The 20857-nt window shown below is 67.3% G+C and carries 19 protein-coding genes; 10 read left to right on the top strand and 9 right to left on the bottom strand.

Translation table 11 applies throughout. The features are described 5' to 3' along the window. Nucleotides 1-12 precede the first annotated feature (12 nt). The 9 genes from ACZ561_RS12145 to ACZ561_RS12185 form a co-directional block, all read right to left on the bottom strand. Nucleotides 13-267: an acyl carrier protein gene (locus ACZ561_RS12145; RefSeq protein ID WP_470992889.1), complete on the bottom strand. Its 255-nt coding sequence runs from the start codon at nucleotides 265-267 to the stop codon at nucleotides 13-15. Then, a complete protein-coding gene (locus ACZ561_RS12150; protein ID WP_470992892.1) occupies nucleotides 260-1126 on the bottom strand; it encodes an alpha/beta fold hydrolase in 867 nt (288 codons plus the stop codon). The genes ACZ561_RS12145 and ACZ561_RS12150 overlap by 8 nt, the downstream gene beginning before the upstream one ends. Beyond that, nucleotides 1113-2117 carry an NAD(P)H-dependent flavin oxidoreductase gene (locus tag ACZ561_RS12155; RefSeq protein ID WP_470992895.1) on the bottom strand — a complete coding sequence of 335 codons (1005 nt, stop codon included), beginning with the start codon at nucleotides 2115-2117 and terminating at the stop codon, nucleotides 1113-1115. The genes ACZ561_RS12150 and ACZ561_RS12155 overlap by 14 nt, the downstream gene beginning before the upstream one ends. Next, a complete protein-coding gene (locus ACZ561_RS12160; RefSeq protein WP_470992898.1) occupies nucleotides 2117-2947 on the bottom strand; it encodes a class-II aminoacyl-tRNA synthetase family protein in 831 nt (276 codons plus the stop codon). Before ACZ561_RS12160 ends, ACZ561_RS12155 begins: the two co-directional genes overlap by 1 nt. Continuing rightward, the gene (locus ACZ561_RS12165; RefSeq protein ID WP_376438198.1) at nucleotides 2944-3192 is read right to left on the bottom strand and encodes an acyl carrier protein; all 249 of its coding nucleotides are present in this window, start codon (nucleotides 3190-3192) and stop codon (nucleotides 2944-2946) included. The genes ACZ561_RS12160 and ACZ561_RS12165 overlap by 4 nt, the downstream gene beginning before the upstream one ends. Beyond that, complete coding sequence (locus ACZ561_RS12170; RefSeq protein ID WP_470992902.1) at nucleotides 3189-4067, bottom strand: diiron oxygenase; 879 nt, start codon at nucleotides 4065-4067, stop codon at nucleotides 3189-3191. Before ACZ561_RS12170 ends, ACZ561_RS12165 begins: the two co-directional genes overlap by 4 nt. 39 nt (nucleotides 4068-4106) lie before the next feature. Next, nucleotides 4107-5078 (bottom strand): hypothetical protein, encoded by a 972-nt coding sequence (locus tag ACZ561_RS12175; RefSeq protein ID WP_470992905.1) that lies wholly within the window; start codon nucleotides 5076-5078, stop codon nucleotides 4107-4109. Between the two features lie 172 nt (nucleotides 5079-5250). After that, nucleotides 5251-7014 (bottom strand): fatty acyl-AMP ligase, encoded by a 1764-nt coding sequence (locus ACZ561_RS12180; protein WP_470992908.1) that lies wholly within the window; start codon nucleotides 7012-7014, stop codon nucleotides 5251-5253. 321 nt (nucleotides 7015-7335) lie between these two features. Then, nucleotides 7336-8343 (bottom strand): alpha/beta hydrolase, encoded by a 1008-nt coding sequence (locus ACZ561_RS12185; RefSeq protein WP_470993012.1) that lies wholly within the window; start codon nucleotides 8341-8343, stop codon nucleotides 7336-7338. 1502 nt (nucleotides 8344-9845) lie between these two features. Here ACZ561_RS12185 and ACZ561_RS12190 point away from each other — a divergent pair. The 10 genes from ACZ561_RS12190 (at nucleotide 9846) to ACZ561_RS12235 (ending at nucleotide 20516) form a co-directional block, all read left to right on the top strand. Beyond that, a complete protein-coding gene (locus ACZ561_RS12190; RefSeq protein ID WP_470992911.1) occupies nucleotides 9846-10433 on the top strand; it encodes a LuxR C-terminal-related transcriptional regulator in 588 nt (195 codons plus the stop codon). Between the two features lie 542 nt (nucleotides 10434-10975). Further along, nucleotides 10976-12256 carry a cation:proton antiporter gene (locus tag ACZ561_RS12195; RefSeq protein ID WP_470992913.1) on the top strand — a complete coding sequence of 427 codons (1281 nt, stop codon included), beginning with the start codon at nucleotides 10976-10978 and terminating at the stop codon, nucleotides 12254-12256. Between the two features lie 260 nt (nucleotides 12257-12516). Further along, entirely contained in the window at nucleotides 12517-13464 is a 948-nt protein-coding gene (locus tag ACZ561_RS12200) for a chlorinating enzyme (RefSeq protein ID WP_470992915.1), read from the top strand. Nucleotides 13465-13476: 12 nt separating this feature from the next. Beyond that, entirely contained in the window at nucleotides 13477-13752 is a 276-nt protein-coding gene (locus ACZ561_RS12205; RefSeq protein ID WP_470992918.1) for a phosphopantetheine-binding protein, read from the top strand. 19 nt (nucleotides 13753-13771) lie between these two features. After that, nucleotides 13772-14518 (top strand): thioesterase II family protein, encoded by a 747-nt coding sequence (locus tag ACZ561_RS12210; protein WP_470993015.1) that lies wholly within the window; start codon nucleotides 13772-13774, stop codon nucleotides 14516-14518. After that, on the top strand, nucleotides 14511-16079 hold the full coding sequence (locus ACZ561_RS12215; RefSeq protein ID WP_470992921.1) for an amino acid adenylation domain-containing protein: 1569 nt from the start codon (nucleotides 14511-14513) through the stop codon (nucleotides 16077-16079). The genes ACZ561_RS12210 and ACZ561_RS12215 overlap by 8 nt, the downstream gene beginning before the upstream one ends. A gap of 38 nt (nucleotides 16080-16117) precedes the next feature. Next, nucleotides 16118-17116 (top strand): ketoacyl-ACP synthase III family protein, encoded by a 999-nt coding sequence (locus ACZ561_RS12220; RefSeq protein ID WP_470992924.1) that lies wholly within the window; start codon nucleotides 16118-16120, stop codon nucleotides 17114-17116. Between the two features lie 75 nt (nucleotides 17117-17191). Then, nucleotides 17192-18445 (top strand): aminotransferase family protein, encoded by a 1254-nt coding sequence (locus tag ACZ561_RS12225; protein ID WP_470992927.1) that lies wholly within the window; start codon nucleotides 17192-17194, stop codon nucleotides 18443-18445. Between the two features lie 245 nt (nucleotides 18446-18690). Next, nucleotides 18691-19353, top strand: a complete 663-nt coding sequence (locus ACZ561_RS12230) for an HAD family hydrolase (RefSeq protein ID WP_470992930.1) — start codon at nucleotides 18691-18693, stop codon at nucleotides 19351-19353. A gap of 635 nt (nucleotides 19354-19988) precedes the next feature. After that, complete coding sequence (locus tag ACZ561_RS12235; RefSeq protein ID WP_470992933.1) at nucleotides 19989-20516, top strand: phosphotransferase; 528 nt, start codon at nucleotides 19989-19991, stop codon at nucleotides 20514-20516. Nucleotides 20517-20857: the final 341 nt, after the last annotated feature.

Here is a 20857-nt window from a genome sequence, read left to right on the forward strand (position 1 = left end):
CCCTTGTGTCCTTCAGTTCCGCAGGGCCAGGACGTGACGCGTCAGGGAGTCGATCGAGCGCAGCACCTCGGGCTCGACATCGTCGTCCCATTCGAATCCGAAGGCGTCCTCCATCGCCACCAACAGGCTCACCAGTCCGGTGGAGGGAAGTCCGGCCTCGCGCAGCGACACGGAGTCCGGGATACCGCCGGCGAAGCGCTCGTCACCGAACAGCTCGACCAGCAGTCCGCGGACGCGCTGCCGGATCTCGGACTCGGTGTCAGACACGCGACTCCACTTCCTCCACGAACTTGCCGACGAGCGTCTCGAAGTACTCGGGGTCGTCGAGGAACGGCACGTGCCCGGCGTCCTGCACGATCTCGCAGCGCCCGTCGGGGAACAGCGCGGCGACTTCGTGGCCGCGCTGCGGGCTCAGCAGCATGTCGTCGTCCCCGAGGACGAGCAGGGTGGGCGCGGCGACACGGGACAGCAGGTCGGAACTGGGGTCGCCGGTCTGGACCAGGTTCAGACCGTTGGTGAGTTCCTCGGGCGTGGACATCGCCAGGAAGCTCTCCCGGAGGCCGAGGAATCCCGGTGTGCCGCCTTCCTCGTTCATCCGGCCGCTGATCACCTCGGCGTAGAGCTGGTTGTACAGGGAGGCCATGCCGTGGCTCTGCAGCGTCAGCAGCCACGAACGGTTCAACTGCCGGTGGCGCCGCATGCCCTTGACGCCGAAGACCGGTCCCGCCAGCACCAGGCCCTTGACCCGGTCCGGGTGTGCGAGCGCCACGTCCCTGGCGAGCTGAGAGGAGGAGGATGTGGCGACCAGATAGGTCGCGTCGATCTCCAGCGCGTCGAGCAGCCCGATCACGTCCGCCGCGTGCTCTTCCCAGGTCGGCTCCCGGTCGAGCCGTGCGGATGCACCGTGGTTGGCCATGTCGTAGCTCACGACACGGTGGTTCTTCACGAGTTCCTGGGTATGAGCCCGCCAGAACGGCGCGGTGATGAAGAAGTTGTTGAGCAGGGTGATGGCCGGGCCCTCACCGCTGGACTCGTGGTAGAGCTCGACGCCCTCCCTGGTGCGTATGCGGGGGGTGTCCTCGCGGTACGACAGGTCGTAGGACTCGTTGGCTTCACTGTCCGACACGGGATTCCGTCCTTCTCTTGGTTGCTGTGGCCATCGGGGGTCGGAGGACGCCTGCGTACGCGGCAACGACGTCGGCCGCCGGGGCTTCGGCGGAGACCGCGGTGCAGGACCGGCCGCAGTACAGCGCCATCTCGTCGATGCGCCCGCTGGTCGCGTCGGTCGGTACGGCCGCGCTGAATCGCGGCACCAGATACGGCTTCCCCTCGACCATCGTGCGGCCGATGAACTTCTTGGGCTGACGGGGATCGGCGGTCACGGCCGTCGCCAGCACCCGGTGCCGTCGGCCGGGCCACCCGATCTCGTAAACGTCGGTGATCACGGTGTCGCTCGCATCGGCCGCGGTCACCGCCGACTTGAACCGGCCGTGTGCGCGGGACTCGTGTGCGACGACGAAGGCTGTGCCGAGCAGGATGCCGTCGGCTCCGGCGGCGACGGCCCGCTCGGCCTCGGCCGGCCCGCCGATGCCGCCCGCGGCGACCAGGCAGGCGTCGGGCAGCCGGTCACGCAGGGCGGTGACCAGCTCGTCCCGCCCCGACACCCCGAGCAAGTGGCCGCCGGCCTCGGTGCCCTGGGCCACCACCACGGCGCCGCGCTCGGCCGCGTGCACACCGTCCTCGACGGTCCCCACCTGCACCACCGTCTGCCGGCCCGACGCGGAGACCCGTTCGAACACGGCGTCCTCGGGCATGCCGAACAGGGACACGTACACATGCTGCGGCGTCTCGGCGAGCACCTGCGCCACCTGGCGGTCGAGCTCCTCGGGCCCGACCACCTCCGGGATCAGGTTCACGCCGACGGGCCGATCGGTACCGGCGACCAGCCGTTCCAGTACGGCCGACAGCGCGTCGCCGACCAGCTTGTACCCGCCCACGCAGCCCGCCGCACCGGCGTTGGACACCGCGCAGGCGAGCTTCGCCCCCGCGACACCGCCCATGCCCGACTGGAGCAGGTTGACCTCCGTACCGAGTACCGCCGCCACCGTGGCACGCATCAGCGGATGCCTTCGAGCGCGGACACCGCCGCGGCCGTGGTCCCGAACCGGTCGGTCAGGACATGCACCCAGCGCTCCAGGCCGAAGGCGAGGCAACTGGTGTGCGCCGCTTCGTCGCCGGCCTCGATCTCGCACCGCTCGCCGAAGAAGTTCCGGTGGTAGTTCACGGAGCCGATCGCCAGGCCGTCGACGACGAACTCCTCCTTCACGGGGAACAGCCGCTGCATCTTCGCCTTGCCGCCGTTCTTGTCGAAGAACGGGTCGGTGGCGACCTCCAGCCTGAGGTCCAGTCCGAGTGCGGCGCACAGCTCCGTCACGGCGTCCTTGGCGCGGACCAGGTGGTTCTTCGCCACCTCCTCGGCACCGATGCAGACGATCTCCCGCATGGTGAAGCCGAGCAGTCGCTGGAGGCCCTGGTAGTGGTCCTCGTTGCGGAAGCACGTACCGGCCGTGGTGCGCAGCACTCCCTCGGCGGGCAGCGTGGAGCCTGCCAGATCGAGGTAGACCGAGTAGCACGCGGCCGAGGGCAGCGCGAACGCGGTCGGCTCCATGACCTCGGCGGGTAGCAGGCCGACCGGCCGGGAGCTCTGTGCCAGCAGGGCGCCGAGGCGCTGGGGATCGAGCCGGGTCGCGGCGAGGCCCAGATGCGGGAAGTTGTCGTAGTAGTCGAAGGTGTCCAGGTCCTGACAGCGCATCAGGAACGGGAACCGGAATTCCGGAGCACCCCAGGCATCGGCCCAGCGCAGGACCACCGCGTCGAACGCTCGTAGCAGCCGCAGCTGACTTCCGTCGAGGACTCCCAGACCGTTGTCGGTCGCTGCTGTGGTCATCGCGCCGCTTCCTTCGTGAAGAATCCTGCCTCGATCGCGTCGAGCGTGCGGAGATCGTCCAGATCCACGTCCTCCGGATCGATCGGCTCGCCGGTCAGCTCCTCCAGCAGGAAGATGAACTCGACGAACGCGAGCGAGTTGATGGCCCGGCTGTCGATCAGGTCCAGGTCGCTGGGCAGGTCTTCCAGCTTGGGGTTGCGGCTGAGAATGAACTCCCGCAACGCCTGCATCGGTTCGGCACTCACTTGATGGATTCCTTGCCTACGCCTGCCCTCGACAGGAACTTCCTCGTCCTCTTCAGTACCTGGTCGTGCGCTTCCGCCCGGGCCGGGTGCTCCATCGCACGGCGCCGGAGCGCGAGCGCGTCCGGAATGCCCGCGTCGCGGTAGGCGGCCGGGTTGTACAGGGTCGCGACGCTGTACTGGAGGTAGTTCTCGAGGTACTCGGCCACCAGCGGCACTTCGTCCGGGTCGTTCTTGACCACCTGACCGAGCAGGTTGGTGAAGATCATCCGGCCGAAGGCGACGTGCCGGCTCTCGTCCTGGTGGTGCACCCGGTTGATCTCACGGGCGATGTGCGGCAGGGACTCGTCGGTCGCCATGTACGCGTTGTAGTAGTCGACGATCTCCTCGAAGATCAGGATGCGCGCGAACACGATGAGCTCGCGGGCGACCGGCGACAGGTGTTCCACCGAGTCGGCCTTCAGCGTCGGCTGTGCCGGGTACAGCTTGCCGCCGTAGCGCAGGCAGAATTGCGCGAAGAACCACATGTGCTCGTTTTCCTCACCGATGAAATGGTGGAGGAACTCGGAGACGTCCGCGTAGGTCCGGTCGTGGATGCGCATCACGACCTCGCTGAGCAGCTCGCGGATTCCGTGGATATTGAGGCTGAAGAAGTTGATCGCCTCGTACCGGGTCAGCGCGATCTGCTGCTCACGCGTGAGCTCGTCCCACATCGGAGTGCCGGCCAAGGTGGTGAGGTTTTCGCTCATCCAGGGCAAGTCCGGCTCGATCTTCTCTGGCCACTCGAAAATCGTATAAGGGTTGTAGTAGCCGGATTCCGCCATGCTTTCCAGCCTGTCCAGCTCAAGAACGATCGGTTCGATCTTGGGCACTGCCATTTACTCGCCCTTCCACACAGTGAGATGAACAGGTCGGCCTCAACGAGCCGATCGAATGTCCGCGCGCACATGGGTCGGCACCGGTGAACCGCATTCGTGGCGGCCAAATGAGGCAGCGCCCGAAGCGGTGGACTGGATGACCTTGTTGTACGTCGACCCCAGGCACAGTTCCTGAAAGTCCTTGGTGTCCGGGGACAGCCGCGCCGCCAACTGCGCCTTGGCGATGTCGACGCTCTTGAGGACTCCGTCCTCGTCCTCGACCTCCACGCACGCGTGCGGTAGGTCGAGCGCGCCGCCGAGCACGCCGCAGAACCAGCCCCGCTTCGCCTCGGCCCGGTACCCGGCCTCGCGGAACTGCTCGGCCAGCAGCAGGCTCGCGGCGATGCAGCTGGTCGCGCCCAGAGCGTGCACGAGCCGGTAGTCCGCCTGCATCGCGACCGGAACCATCTGCCAGCGGTAGCCGGCATCGAGGTAGTCGCGGGTCAGGGTGCGCAGCTCGGGGGAGACCAGAGGAGTGCGTGCGCCCGTCGTGGTGATGGTCGCCGCGTACTCGGCCGTCCCGGAGCCCGGCTCAGGGGCCGACCCGCCGACGACGCTGCCGCCGAAGCGGACGACGTCGGGAGCCTCGAAGCGCCAGGGCGCGTGCCCCTCGCACTCGGGGCATTCCAGGTGGACCCGGAAGTCCCAGGACTTCGGACGCAGCAGACTCTCGACCGAACGGCCGGCGAACCGGAAAAGCATACGGAACGTCAATTCCGGCTGCGTGTCCGACTTCTGTGAATACATCCCGAGGTTGTACAGGTCGTTCATGTCGAAATAGCGCACTCCCGCACGCTCCTCGAACGGCAGAGACGCATCGACGAGCCTGTCGATCTCGGCCGAGTCGCAGCGCAGCAGCTCCCGCGCCACGGACTCGGACTGGATCTTGTTGGAATACTCGGCGGGAACGAATTCAATGAAGTCCGCCACCTTTTCCCAGGATATGCCCGGGATTTCGGTTCGGTCTGACACGGGCTACCCCTCCAGAAAGAAGAACACGCCGACGATTCGATGCCTGCCGTGTACGGCCGACATCCCCTGGCTCCTGCGTGAATCCCCGGAACGGGCTCGACGGTACCATTCTGCAATTGCTCCACGACAGACCGTTTTCACACGCGCACCCATGCGTTTTGCACGCCTATTCCTACTGGGTAACGGCGACGACACCCGAGGGCACGATCCGCAGCTCACCGTTCTCGTAGCGCCGCTTGCACTCCCTGCGCTGGACCTTGCCGCTGGAGGTCTTCGGCAGCCCCCCGCGCCGTACGATCACGATGTCGTCCGGCGAGATCCGGTGCCCGCCCCGTATCGCCTCGTCCACCTTTGCGCGCACGGCTCCGGCGCCCGGAGAGTTGAGGAGCCGGCCGTCCGCCTCCACCACCAGCACGAGCCGTTCGGTCTGCCCGTCGTCGCAGGAGAACGCGCTCACGCTGTTCGGGTGCAGCCCCGGCACGGCGCGTTCGGCCGTCAGCTCGAAGTCTTGTGGGTAGTGGTTGCGGCCCTTGCGGATGATGACGTCCTTCAGCCGTCCGGCGACGTACAGTTCGTCGCCGTACAGGAAGCCGAGATCACCGGTGCGCAGATGGGGCCGGCCGGCGGCACCCTCACCCGCGAGACGCGCCCGGAAGGTCTCCTCCGTCTCCTCGGCCCGCCCGAGATAACCGGCGGCCGCGCAGGGGCCGTCGATCCAGATCTCACCGACCCGCCCCTCGGGCAACGCGCGCCGCGTGACGGGATCCACGATCCTCACCCGGGTGCGACCTGCCGTACCACCGTTGCTGACCAGGGGGACAGCACCGTCGGTACCTTCGTCGACGGGCCGCGCGACGCCTTCGCCCAGGGCCTTTGCGGAAACCCAGAGTGCGGTGGGTTCCTGGTCCGCGCGGGAGGCGGTGGTCTTGAGCGTATTCTCCGCCAGACCGTAACCGGGGCTCATGGCACGGGAGTTGAAGCCGTACGGCGCGAACGCGTCGATGAAGGACCGGATGGCGGCCCAGCGCACCGGCTCGGCTCCGTTGGCGGCCGTCCGCCAGCGCGACAGGTCGCCCACCGCGCCGGTCTTGCCGTCCGCGGCGGCGCGTGCGCACAGTTCGTAGGCGAAGCTCGGCGCCGCCGAGTGCGTTCCGCCGAACCGGGCGAGGGCTTCGAGCCAGCGCGCCGGACGGCGGATGAAGGCCTCGGGAGCCATCAGATACGCGGGAATGCCCGCCCACAGGGGCATGACGACGCCGAAGAGCATGCCCATGTCGTGGAAGAGGGGCAGCCAGCTCACCACGGTGCCGTCGGGCTCGCACGGGAACGCGTCGTCGGTCTCGGCCGCGTTGGCGATGAAGTTCGCGTGGGTGACCACAACTCCCTTGGGCTGCCCCGTCGAACCGGACGTGTACTGCAGCAGCGCGGTGTCCTCGGGGCTCGGCCGCGGCGGCTCGGGGGCACCCGCGTCATACCCGAGGGTGTCGGTGGCCAGCAGGGTGAGCCCGGCCAGGGCGGGCGTGTCGCCGTAGCCCTCCTGCAGGTCGCGGGCCACCTCGGCAGTGGTGAGGACGATCGAGGTGCCGGCGTCGTCCGCGATCCGGCGCATCCGTTCCACCTCCTCGCGGCGCCGGGGCACCTGGACGGGCGCACCGGCCACCCGCCCGTACATGCACCCCAGGACGGACCGTACGAACTCCAGGCCCGTGGGGTACATGAGTACGGCGCTGCGGCCGGCGAGGCCGGCGGCGGCGAAGGCGGCGGCCCGCAGACCTGCGATCTCGTGGAGCTCGCGGTAGGTGAGGGTCTCGTGGGGCACCTCGCCGTCGAGCAGGTGGACGAAGGCGGTCTCGTCGGGCTGTTTCTCGCTGCGTAACCGCAGGGCGTCGGGAACAGTACGCACGTCTGCGTTCGGATACGGTCCGATGCTGCTCACAGTCAGGATCTCCTTGTCGGCCGGTCGTGCACGGAAGGAAGTTCGGCAGGGAGAGGCCCTGCGGCTCGGCGCTCGCCGGGGACCGCGAAGGCCGAGCCGACGCGTCGTGGCGCCCGCGTTTCACCCACGGCCGCGCGTTCGGGGCCGGGACGGTCGGGAGCGGTCCGGGTCAGGAGGCGAGGCGCCGTCGGATGCGCGCGCGGGAAGGGCACCAGGGCAGGGCTGCGGCCGACGGTGCTTCGGACGGTCCCGGTGGGGCGGCGCTGCCGCTCTGGACCGGGGCATCGGCGGGCGGCCTCCCACCGGTGTCGTCGAATGTGATCAGGTCGAAGTCGCCGCGACCCGGGCGATGTCGGCGAGGGCGTCGGCGTCGTTCGTTCCGGCGCCTTGGAGTATCGGGGCGGGGTGCGGTTCCGCTGCCGTCGTCAGGGTCCTCTCCAGTGCGTCCAGCACCGCGGTGGTCGCCTCCGCAGCCGCAGGGACGACATCGGCCAGGAGCAGATAGCCGTGCACCAGGCCCGGACCCTCGACGTGCTCCACCGTGACGCCGGCGGCGACCAGCCGGCCCGCCAGTTCGGCCCCCTCGTCGTGCAACGGATCGAACTCGGCGGTGCCGATCACCGTCGGCGGCATCCCGTGCAGATCGGCGCGGAGCAGATCGATCGCCGGGTCGGTGCTCCGCCGCGGATCCTGCACATACTGCTCGTAGTACCACCGCAGATCGTCGATGTCCGTCAGGTAGCCCGAGCCGTAGGTGCGGATGGACGGTGACTTCATCTCCGGATCGGCAGGGGGGTAGACGAGAAGCTGCGCGCTGAAGTCGACGTCACCGTGGTCCCGTTGGTGCAGGGCGACCCCCACGGCCAGGCCCGCTCCTGCGCTGTCGCCGGCGATCACGTGCTCGCGACCGGGGAATGCGCCGGCCGCCCATTCCGCCGCGGCGATCCCGTCATGGAGAGGGCCTGGATAAGGGTGCTCCGGCGCACGCCGGTAGTCGACGGAGACCACGACGGCGCCGAGGGCGACGGCGATGCGCCGGCAGACCGCGTCGTGGGTGTCGATGTCGCCGACGGTCCAGCCGCCGCCGTGCAGGTACGTCACGAGGCGGCTCCGGTCGATGATCGGCCGGTACGTGCGCACGCCGAAGCGGCCGTCCACGCTGTCGATCGGCTGATCGGTGACCGCACCGACGGGTTCCGGTGCGCCACGGCGCGTGTGCGCCGCGCTCTCCGCGTACCTCCGACGCACTTGGTCGACCGTGAGCGTGCGCGCCGGAACCTGTGGGTCGACCGCCTGCCATTGGATCAGGGCGCGGATGAAGCGGTCCATGGGCACGAGACTCTCCTCGGGTCACACCAGCCAAATAGTCAGCACATACGGAACCGTGCGGCCTGTACCCCCAGTTCACCGAGTACAGCGCATCGGACCGCCGTACGATCGCGGCGACCGTGGGCGAAGGCGGGCACAGCTCCTCGCGCACGACTGTTTCGTCCGGCGCCGTGCGAACGGGCGGAGGATCGCCCGCACCAGGTACGCGGGACGACGGCGCCGGCGCTCCGTGACCCCGGCGACGCTCGCCGCGTGAAGGCGGAGCAGTCGAGCGCCGGATCGGGCCGATACCGGAACGCTACAACGCACGCACCCGCCTCTCGCATATGCAGTTCTCATGACTTGCGGTTAATACTCCAGGCGTGCGCACCACGCGGGCCGGATCCGGCCTGGTGGCGAGGACCGTGTCCACCCGGCAGGCCGGCCTCCCGGCATCGGTCTCCGACTCCGGGAATGCCGGCATGGGCGTCGGCGTCCCAGGACGCATGGCACAGTGGATGCCGCATCCGGCACGGGAGTCGGGGGTCGCTCCATCATCACGGGTTTGATCGATCATTCCAGTTGCGTGAACCGGAAACCCAAATTCCGCGTGTAACGCATGTGTCCCGTGAGAGCAGGGTGACAACCCGCCGGGCCGCTGCTAACGTGTTCGCCACTAACGGGTAAAGATGGGGGAAAGATGTTCACCGACACTGTGATCTTCTGTCCACTCACGAGTTCCGCATACATGAGTTGACATGCGACACAGGCGGTTGTGACTGCTGCCGGTAGCACTGCCGGCAGTTCGTTTCTGCACCGATACCGCCACCGGTCTCTGATATGTCGAAAAAAGGCCGACCGTCCGGTCTTTTTTGGCCGTCGAGCGATCGCAGTGGCTGCCGAGCTCGCGCTTTTCCACGCCCGAGGAGCTCCTCTCGGCTGGAAATACGGACCCGTCACCTCCGCCCTCTCCTCCGAGAACTCGGCGGAGATCAAAGACGAGGGGTCGACCCATTGACGCGGATGACTCCACGGAATCGTGGGGACACTCCGCATTCGGACCACCGGACCGAAATCTCCGCCATATACACAGACTCCCGCATGTGAATCGACACGCCGTCACGGAGCGACTCGCGACCCTGCATCCCAGCGGTGACAGTTGCATGAACAGCGGGCGTTCGCCGCGGCACCCCCGGGATGTTCCGGCCGGGTGGAGCGCGACGCACTGCGGCTTCGGCCCTGCACATCGGTCGCATCGGAGCACAACCCAAACCGGTGCGACTTTCAACTTCCAAAACCTTCGAAAGGGGCCGAGCCGGGAGCTGCCGACCGGCCCTGCAGCTTTACCTTCGATGCATTACACACGTTTTACTGGACCCGGCGCAGACGACAGTGGAGCGGCAATATTTCGTACACTAGTGCTACGCTCGACGCTGCTTACCTGCCACGAGTCGGGTCGCCGCGGGCCACTCGGCTGAAGATCGAAAATCTACGTTGGGGGACGAGTGAGAATCGATGTTTTCATGTCCGACGGCCTGCATCTGTCGCGCTTCGGGCTCACGGCACTGCTGGAGCGACACGAGGACATCCGAGTCGTCGGATCGGCGGATAACAACATCAGCGCACTGGAGTTCGCCGAATTACACAGTCCTGACGTAGTGATCCTCGGCTTAGAAGGCTCTGACAACGACGCCATCGTCATTGCCGAAAAGATTGCAAGCATCCCGGGCTGTCGAAGCATGCTGCTGGTCACAGCGTCCACCCGGTCGATCGTCCGCCAGGCATTTGCCGCCGGAATCGGCGGAATCGTCGAGCGCAGCATGCGGCCCCGCCAGTTCTTCGAAGCCATCCACCGTGTGCACCAAGGGGAAAGAGTCTTCGACGCAGAACTGACCGTCGCCGCACTGGTCAATGAGGACTGCCCCCTGACTGAACGGGAATTCTCTGTTCTGGAGAATGTCTCCCGAGGCGACACGATCGACGAGATCGCGGCGCGGTTGCACCTCTCCCGAGGAACTGTACGCAACTACCTCTCGTCCGTGGTGGCAAAGCTGCACGCACGCAACCGGATTGACGCCTTGCGGATAGCTCAGAAGTCGAACTGGATCTGATCTCCGCACTCGCCGACGCGGATTCCGCGTGCGCCGGGGCCGCTCTCTGCGGACGCCGCGTCCCCTCGCCCCCGTCCCCCGGCGCACTCGCCCGTGTCCTCCCCAGCACGTCCCGGCGGACTCCGTATCGCGGATCGACCGCCGGCCCCTCGTCCCTGAGCCACTGAGCCACTGAGCCACTGAGAACTCGTGCCCCGCGCGGCCCACTTGCCCCTTCCTGCCCCGGCGCCGCGCGGGTGACGAGCCATTGAGCGGAAGACCGGCCGGTGCGCTGGTTCCGCGCCCGTCCTCGCTCGCCACCGTGATGCGCCGGTCGAACCGCCTACCGCTGGTCCGGAAGGTGTGCACCCGGGACCGCCACGGCGAAAGCTCGAGCCGCTTCAGGCTGTGACGCGCGCGGCCTGAACTCCCTTATGCACAGAGTCGATACGCACGCGCAGGCCAAGGCCGGGCTGTGAAGTACCGCAGCGTCGGCCCTGGCTCCTGCCTTTCCACGACAGGGCAGCCACGAAGGGCCTCACCCCATGGAAATATCAGAGTTCTTGACACATCCGCTGCATGTGATCGCGGCGCTCGCCGCCGTTCTCCTCCTCGCACGTGTGGGACGGTCCTGCGCCCGGTGGCTGCGGCAGCCCGAAGTCGTCGGGGAGGTCACGGCCGGGCTGTTGATCGGCCCCGCCGTGCTCGCACTGTCCGACCGTGAACTGTTCGACGCGCTGCTGCCGCCCGCCGTGCTCGACGTACTCAAGCTGGTCGGCCAGACCGGGCTCGTGCTCTATCTGGTCGGACTCGCCCACAAGTTACGACTGGGGTCGGACGGACCTTCGAAGCGCACCCTTTCCGCCCTCGTCGCCGGCGCCTTCGCACTGCCCCTCGTCACCGGGCTGGTGCTGGTGGGCGTCATCTCGGTCACCGACGACTCGGGGGCCCGTGGCGAGGCGTCACTTCCCGCGTTTCTGCTGATGGTCGCGGTGGCCATGTCCATCACCGCGGTCCCCGTCCTGTCCCGCATCCTCAGTGACCGGCGCATGAGCGACTCGTTCGAAGGGCGGTCCTCCCTGGCCGCCGCCGTGGCCATGGACGGCCTTGGATGGATCATGCTCACGCTCGCCATCGGCCTCGGCGCGGGCAACCTGTCGGGGCTGGGCGAATCCGGCATCGCGCTCCTCGTGGGCGGCGCCTGCGCGTTCCTGCTGCGCGTGGGTCTGCGCACCCGGCAGGCGCGCCTTCTGTGCGAGCGGATGCCGAAGACGTCCGCGGTCCTCCTCGGCGCAGCCGCACTGGGTACGGCGCTGCTGACCGAGCACCTGGGCATGACCGCCATCGTCGGCGCCGCGATGGTCGGCCTGGCGATCACCGGTGACAGCATGGCCCTCTGGGCCAAGCCGGTGGCCACCGTGTCACGCACCGGGCGGGCGCTGACACCCGTCTTCTTCGTGGTCACCGGAGTCACCGTCCTCATCGAAGCGTTCACCGCCGCCTCCTGGACGCTGATCGCCGCCACGCTCGCACTGGGATGCGTGGGCAAACTGATCGGCGGCTACGCCGGGGCCCGGCTGGGCGGCATGAGTCCCGGTTCGGCCTGCCGGGTCGGGGCCCTGATGAACACGCGGGGCCTGACCGAACTGATCGTGCTGGAGGCCGGCCACCGCGCGGGAATCCTGCCGGCGCAATTGGTCCTGGCCCTGATCGTGATGGCCCTGGCGACGACGGCGATGACGGGACCGCTGCTCAGCCTCGTCGACCGCACCGAGCGGCGCCGCGGCAGGGTGCCGGTCGGCCCGGCGACTTCCCGCTCCGTGGCGGAGAGCAGTTCCTCCTGACCGGCCCGAATTCCCCCATCTGCTCGATGGAGGAAGAGGAACACCCCAGGAGGTATGTGAAATTCACAGGCCGTGGTGTGACTCTAATATCGCGCAGATACCGCGTCTGCAGATACCGTGATCACCTGGAAGCCCGACGAGAAATCCTGAACTGCGATTTCGGGCAGTGCATCGGCCACGAGCTGCCGGCACCTGAAGTATCCAGCCTTTGTGCCGCTCCAAGCGACGTCTTCGAGCGCAATTAGGATCGAGGAGAATCAATGGCTCCCACAAAAACGTTCACGCTGAGCGCCGATGAGCTTGCACAGTTCGCCCGCGATGGCTACATCGGCCCCTTCGATCTGTACACCGAAGAGGAGATGGAAGGACATTTCAAGGCGATCAGGCCGAAGCTGCTCCGGACCAAGACGTCCATTTACAGCGAGGGACAGACGGAATCCGGCAACACGAACCTGGCGGCCAGTTACGACCGCCATCTCGATGTCGACTTCCTCGCCGAACACATCACCCGGCCGGAGATCGTGGACCGGGTGTCGAGCATCCTCGGGCCCGACACCCTCTGCTGGCGTACCGAGCTCTTCCCCAAGTACCCGGGTGACGAGGGCACGGACTGGCACCAGGCGGACAACTTCTCCAGCGTGGACGGTGCGAAGCACCCGCACATCGTCTGGCCGGAGGACGCGGAGTTCGGAGGCACCATCACCGCCTGGACCGCCTTCACCGAGGCAACGGTCCAGAACGGCTGCCTCCAGTTCATCCCGGGCACTCACACGTCGATGAACTACGACGAGTCGAAGATCATGGAGTACAACCCGGACGTCATCAACAAGATGGAGAAGGACGGCGTCAAGCGCGGGCTCTTCGGCTATGACTACCGGCAGCTGCAGAAGGACCCGGACTGGACTCCCGACGAGTCCAAGGCCGTCTCCCAGGTCATGCGCCGCGGACAGTTCATCCTCTTCTGGTCCACGCTCATGCACGCGTCTCATCCGCACAGCGGAGAAACCGACCAGATGCGGCTCGGCTTCGCCTCTCGATACCTGCCGACGCAGGTGAAGGTCTACCCGTTCTCCGACGAGCTCCACGAATTCGGAGCGCGGGCCAGCCTCAAGAAGTTCGGCAATGTGCTGGTGTCCGGTGAGGACCGGTACGGCCACAACCGCTTTGTCGACAGCACCGTCAACGGATTCCGCTTCCCCGTCCACTAGGAGAGATCACGCATGAGCGAGACGGACAACCGCATGGCACTGGCAACACTGCAGGCGTGGGTCATCGAGGAGTGCAAGCAGCTCGGCCTGCGGGTCGCGGACGGCTCGGACGACTTCTTCGAGTCCGGCGGCACGTCACTCACCGCGGTGAAGCTGATCGAGCGAGCGGAGCGAGAGTTCGGCGACGACTCGCTGCCCGCTGACGAGCTGTTCACCACGAGCCGGATCGCGGAGATCGCCACCAGCATCCAGCGGAACAGCAAGTACGCCGACCCGGTGTCGGACTAGCACGGTGGGCGTGGCGGCGATGGACGACAAGTGGGTGATGACCCTCAAGGCGGTGGAACAGCCTGCCTGCACGTTGTTCTGCTTTCCCTACGCGGGTGGGAGCCCTGAGACCTTCCGTGCCTGGTGCGACGGGATCGCGGACGACGTCGAGGTGGTGTGCGTGGTGCTGCCCGGTCGGGGCCGCCGCCTCATGGAAGCCCGCTACGACCGGTGGGAGCCACTGGTCGAGGACGTCTTCCAGGCACTCTCGCCGTACCTGAACCGCCGCCACGCCTTCTACGGTCACAGTTTCGGTGGTCGGCTGGCCTACGAGCTGTCCCACCTGGCCTCGGCCGTGTACCCGGGAAGGACGCGCCGGCTGTTCGTCTCCGGCTGCCGGAGCCCGGACATGCCGCAAACGCGCCCCTACATGCACCGGATGACGGAGAGCGATTTCCGCGATGCGGTGGCGAAGATGGGCGGCACGCCCGCGGAGCTCTTCGACCAGGAGAAGCTGTTGCGCCTGCTCATGCCTACGGTGCGAAGCGAGATCCGGCTCGCCGAGATATGGGATCACCGCCACGCCTCGGGTGTGGATGTTCCCATCACTGCCCTATACAGCCCGGACGATGCGATCGACAGCGAGGGCGCGATGCGCGGCTGGCAGGCGTTCACGACGCGACATTGCGAGCTGGTCGAAGTTCCTGGCGGTCACTTCTTCGTGGACAGCCACCCGGAGCACGTAACAAGTATCGTCAACACACGTCTGGGGAATGTGGATGAATAAGATCGCCCTTTCGGAAGAGGCTCTCTCTATTCATCGGAAGATCAATGGGACGGATGCCGAATATCCGGCGGAGAGCCTCAAGGAGCTCTTCGAGGCCGCTGCCGGCCGCCGTCCGGAGTCCGTTGCGGTCGTCCATCAGGAGCGCACATACACGTACCGCGAGCTCAACGGCCTGGCGAACGGCCTGAGCGTACGGCTCCGCGCGGCCGGAGTGGAACCCGGCCACGTCGTGGGACTGTCCGTCAAGCGCTCGCCGGAGATGATCGTCGCCATGCTGGCGATCATCAAATGCGGCGCCACCTACCTCCCGTTCGACCGCACGTGGCCGGACGAACGCCTGAGCGGGATCTTCGGCCAGGCAAGCTGTACGGCGCTGCTGACCGACGCGCCCCACGAATTGACGGTGCGCTTCGGACAGTTGCGGGTGGTGCCCGTCGACCTGCGGACGCTGAACTCGGACGAGAAGAACCCTTCCCTTCGGGTCGATCCGGATTCCCTCGCCTACATCGTCTTCACGTCGGGATCGACCGGATCCCCCAAGGGCGTTCCGATCCGGCATCGAGGCGTCGTCCGTCTGGTGTCCGACGCCAGTTTCGCCTCCCTCGACTCGAACGCTGTCATCCCGCAGCTGGCGTCGGTGTTCTTCGACGCCGCGGCCTTCGAGATCTGGGGGGCGTTGCTGAACGGCGGGACATGCGTGCTCTACCCGTCCGATCACGTCCGACTCTCGGAGCTGAAGCGGGTCGTGGAGCAGAACGGCGTCACGGTGCTTTTCGTGACGACGGCTCTCTTCAATGTGATAGTGGATGAGGCCCCCGGCACGCTCGACAGCGTGCGGACGATCCTCACGGGCGGCGAGGCGCATTCCCTGGGGCACATCGAACGGGCGCGGAACCACTACGGGGACGACAAGGTCGTCAGCGTCTACGGGCCGACCGAGTGCTCCGTATTCGCGACGTACTATCCGGTTCGGTCTTCCGTACAGGGCGAAACCGCGCTGCCGATCGGACTGCCCATTCAGAACACGTCCTTGTACATCGTCTCGGATGGCGCGCTGTGCGCGCCCGGCGAGGTCGGCGAGGTGTGCCTGGCCGGCCCCGGGCTGTCACCGGGCTATCTCGGAATGCACGAGCTGACGAGGAAGAAGTATGTCGAGTACGACATCGACGGCGAAAAGGTAGTTCTCTATCACACCGGAGACCGCGGGTTCTGCCGGGAGGACGGCAATGTCGTCTTCCAGGGACGCCTGGACGATCAGGTGAAGGTCAACGGCTTCCGGATCGAACTCGGCGAGATCACGCACTTCATGAACGAGGTGCCGTACGTCAAGCAGAGTTACGTCACCACGAGCGAGAAGGAATCCGGCGAGAAGGTCGTGGTGGCGTTCGTGGTGCCGGCCAACACGGATTGCACACCGCAGGCGTGCCACGACTACCTGGCCACCAAGGTTCCCCGCTACATGCTGCCCGGGGAAATTCATGTGTGCGACAGTCTGCCGCTGACGGGCTCGGGCAAGGTGGACCGGAAGGCACTCCTGTCAGCCACGAAAACCCTGAATTGAAACGAGAGAAGGGCACGGATCCAGTGACAGCGACCGCGTTGAGCATCAAGGCAGCGACCCTCTGGCTTCCGCCGGGCAAAGAAGGTCCCGCCGAGGGTGAGCTCACCTCAGCCGACTTCGAGCGCATCGGTCTGTCGGAATTGTATGTCGCTGCGGACGACATCGCCCCGCCTCAGATGGCAGTGCTGGCGGCGCGAAGCACCCTGGAGAAGAGCGGCGTCGAGCCGGACTCCATAGGCTGCCTGGTTCATTCCTTCAGCTACCACCAGGGCTTCGACATGTGGTCGCCGGCGCACTACGTCGCCCATGAGTCCGGGCTCACCGACGGACTTCCCATCAACGTGCAGCACATGTGCAACGGTGGCGCCCTGGCGCTGCAGATCGCGGCCAAGTGGCTGGTCGCCACTCCTGACATGAGTTCGGTTCTCGTCACGAGTGGAGACCGGTACCGCGGACCGGGGTTCGATCGATGGTCGACCGACGACGACGCGGCCTACTCGGACTCGGCGACCGCGGTCCTGCTCGGCCGGACCGGAGAGGGCGACGACTTCCTCCACCTCCGTGCGCTGGAGATGCTGACGGACAGCCAGTGGGAGGTCCAGCTCCGCGGGAGTGCCGAGTTCAGCTCCGCTCCGCTGGGGCACGGCGCTCCGATCGATCTCCGGGCCGCCAACAAGGAGTTCAGGGAGCGCGGCGAAGCGGCACGGATGGTCAAGCTCGCCGTTCCCAAGCTGCATGATCTTGTCCGGAGGGCTCTGCGCACCGCGGGTATCGGGCCCGAGGACCTCAGCAGTATCGCGATGCCGCGCCTCTCCCGGACGATGCGCGAGGGCATGTTCAAGCCCGCGATCAGTGAGGTGGTCGGAGGAGACCCCCGGTACATCGAGAACGACACCGGCTGCCTCGGCGCTGGGGATCTCCTCGCGAATCTGGTGGACATCGAGGACAGCCTCAACCCGGGCGAGTACGGAATGCTCATCCAGGGCACCGGCGGATACACGTTCACGTGTGCCGTGGTCCAGGCGCCCGAGAAGTAGCGCGGAAGACGGGGAGGCACGGCCATGACGCCGAACACATGGGATCGCGAAACGTACGCCCTCTGGCATGGGACCGTGCCCACGTCGACGATCCTCGACCGGAGCGGGCCGCAGGACCTCTGGGTCAAGGGCGAGGGGTCCTGGCTGGTCGACGCCTCGGGACATCGAGCCCTCGACGCCCGCGCGGGCGTGGGCAACATGGTGCTCGGCTACGGCCGGACCGACATCGTGGAAGCGATGAGCCGTCAGGCACGCGAGTTGCCCTATGTCTGCATGGTGCGGTGGGAGCTGCCGGCTCCTGTCGTCGTCGAACTGGCGCAGGCACTCACCGACATCGCCCCTTCCGGCCTCGACCGGGTGCGGTTCTGCCATACGGGCGGCGCGGCCGTCGAGAGCGCGATTCTGATGGCCCGCTCCTACCACCGGAACACCGGCCGGCCGGACAAGCGCCTCGTCGTAGGTCTCCGCGACAGCTACCACGGCAGTCCGATGGCAGCCATGGCGGCGAGCGGCCAACGCATGATGCACTGGCTCTTCGGTCCGATGCCGGAAGGGTTCCACCATCTTCCGGAGCCGACCGACGACTCCGGTAGCGAGCTCGCCGCTCAGCTGGATGCGCTGGGGCCGGAGCGCATCGCGGCGATGATCCTCGAGCCGGTGAAGGGACGGAACGGACAGCCTCTCCCCGACCCGTACCTCCGAGCCGCACGTGAGTACTGCACGAAGAACAACATTCTGCTGATCTTCGATGAGGCATTCACGGGGTTCGGGCGGATGGGAGAGATGTTCGCCGCCGAAATCTCCGGGGTCTCGCCGGACATCATGTGCCTTGCGAAGGGCATCACCTCCGGCTACTCGGCGCTGGGTGCCGTCCTGGCGACTGACCGGATCTACAAGGCCTTCGACACCGGCAGCACGGTGTTCGCCCACGCGTCGACCACGGACGGCCACCCGGTGGCCTGCGCCGCGGCGCTCGCCACGATCCGTGCGTTCGCCTCGGAGGATCTGGTGGCCCACGGCCGGGTACTCGGAGGGCTCCTCCGCGATCGGCTGAACGATCTGCTCAAGGGGGCGCCCGCGTTCGGGGGTGTCCGGGCCGTCGGCGCGTACGTGGCGATCGACCTCGTGGACCAGGACGGCAATCCGCTCTCGATGCAGGACCGGAGCTCTCTGGAGTCGGCGTGCCGGCGCCAGGGCCTGCTGATCCACTACACGCCCGACACCGTCGTGCTGATGCCTCCTCTGACGATGACCACGGAGGAAGCGGAGTTCGCCGTACAGACGTTCGCGGACGTGGTGTCCGCTCTACGGCCGACTGTCGTCTCCTAGTGCTCGGGTTCCCGCTGATTCGGGCTGCTCGGGCACGAGTTGGACGTCGGAGAGCCGGTCTCCATCCGTCCGGCGTCAGATGCGTCGGAGGAGGCGAAGGCCTGGTGGCAGCCTCCGAGCGCGGTCACGGGAGAGACGGCTGCCGGTGCGGCCTACAGTTGAGTTCGGCTGCCGAGTGAAGCCTGCGAGCGCCGCTCCGGGGCGGTGCGCGCTCGCAGGCCAGGCAGGAGGAACAAGGAGGCTGTGTGACCGCGACCTGCGTCATTCTCGACATCGGCGGCGTGCTGGAGTTCACGCCGGACACGGGCTGGGTGCAATGCTGGGAAGAGCGGCTGGTGCTGCCTCCGGGCACGGTGCATGAGCGGATGCACGACGTGTGGCAGGCCGGGAGCGTCGGGAGCATCAGCGAACGAGCGGTGCACGAGCAGGTGGCAGCACGCTTGGGGCTCGACGCGCCCCAGGTCGAAGCCTTCATGGCCGATCTCTGGACGGAATACCTGGGGACGCCGAACGAGGAGTTGATCGCTTACGTGCGTGGGCTCCGGGGAAACTGCAGGCTGGGCATCCTGAGCAACAGCTTCGTCGGTGCCCGGGAGAGGGAATCGGCGCTGTACCACTTCGACGAACTGGTCGAGCAGATCGTCTACTCGCACGAGATCGGCATCGAGAAGCCGGACCCACGTGCCTTCGAGGCCGCATGCGCCGGCCTGGAGGTGCAGCCGGAGAGCTGTCTCTTCATCGACGACTTCGCAGTCAACGTCGAGGCCGCCCAGGCGGCGGGCATGAAGGCGCATCTGTTCGAGGACAATGCCCGAACGATGAAGCGCATCGCGGCTCATCTGAACTCGGGCCCCGGGGTCGGGGCCCCAGGGTCGGGGCATGTCCCTGCTCGGATGACGTCCACCTGACCGGCCGGCTGCCGAACACGCAGGAGCGGGTCGGCCGGCCCGCTCCTGCGTGTTCGGCTCGGGCTCGGGTGGCGGCCAGGTCTCCATCCATTCGCCGAACGACTCCTTCGCCAACTCGCCCCGTTCGTCCCCCGGGCTCACATTCCACCGCTCTCCCCCGTGCCGCCCTTCTCCCCCAACCTCTTCGAACGGCCCTGCCGACAACGGCAGTTGACGGGTCAGCAGCCAACAGACAGCCATCTGGGCCTGGCTCCCCACTCGGCTGAGGGCTGTCCCGTGGTTGGCAGCATCCATGCCGAGATCACAGGTCAGAGGGTGTGAACGGGGCTTGCATGGGCGCGTGAGACCGGCGTGGGCGGCGGGCTGCGCTGGCCCAATGATCGAGGACGGCGCCACTGACAGGGGGAGCGTGACCACGGTGCGGCGGATCGGCGAGACGATCCACCGGCCGGCCGGCGAGTGGACGCCTGCGGTGCACGCCTTGCTGACCCACCTGGAAGCGGTGGGATTCACTCGAGCTCCCCGAGTCCTTGGCACCGACGGCACCGACAGCACCGATGAGGTCCTGTCGCTGCTGTACGGCGAACCCGCGTTCACGCCCTGGCCGTCGGCTCTGCGGTCGACGGTCGGAATCGGTGAACTGGGGTGTTGGCTGCGCGACCACCACGATGCCGTCCGGGACTTCCAGCCCCCGGCCGACGCGCGATGGCAGGGCCAGGAGGTCGAGTGGAGGCCGGGCATGGATTCGGCACGGCGACCTCGGCCCGTGGAACTCCGTTTGGAACGGCGACCGACTGGCCGGCTTCATCGAATGGGACTTCGCAGCGCCCGGCCATGCCCTCGACGACCTCGCACAGCTGGCCTGGTACGCCGTGCCGCTGCGTCCCGCCGAGCAGCAGCGACGAGCGTCGATCGCCGGTGAGTACGCCCTGCGGAGCCGCCTCGACGCCCTTTGCGCCGCCTACGGGGCAAGGCCGGCAGCAGTTCTCGATGCGCTGGACGCCGTCCAGTCCCGCGAGGCTGAGCGCATCGAACGGCTCGGCCGGCGGGGCCACGAGCCGCGGGTGACGTTTCTGGCCCGCGGCGATGTGGCCGAGATGGTGGCCGAGCGATCCTGGCTCCGATCGGAACGAACGGTTCTCCTCGGTGGTTCGGGCGGCTGACCCCAGCTGGAACGAGCTCGCGCACCGCGGCTCCTGTCGCACGACGGCGGTGACGGTGAGGCGGCAGTCGTCCGGGCACAGCACCGGCCGGCGCACTCCGTGGCAGCCGCGTTCGTAGCCACGTTCGTAGCCATGTTCGTAGCCACAGGGGGCGAGGGTCACGAGGGCCGAACATCGGCCCGGACGGGCTGTCCTGCCAGGAGCCCACATCTTCCGCACCCGCCGTCACCTCTATGTACGAGTGCTTGTCGGCTGTGCGAAGAAACGTGCAGAACGGCCGTTACCCGGGCCCGCCACCCGATCGGCAGAGTGCGCCGGGTGGCGCGACCGGTAGTGCGCCG

The organism is Streptomyces sp. NPDC039609 (assembly GCF_055596705.1).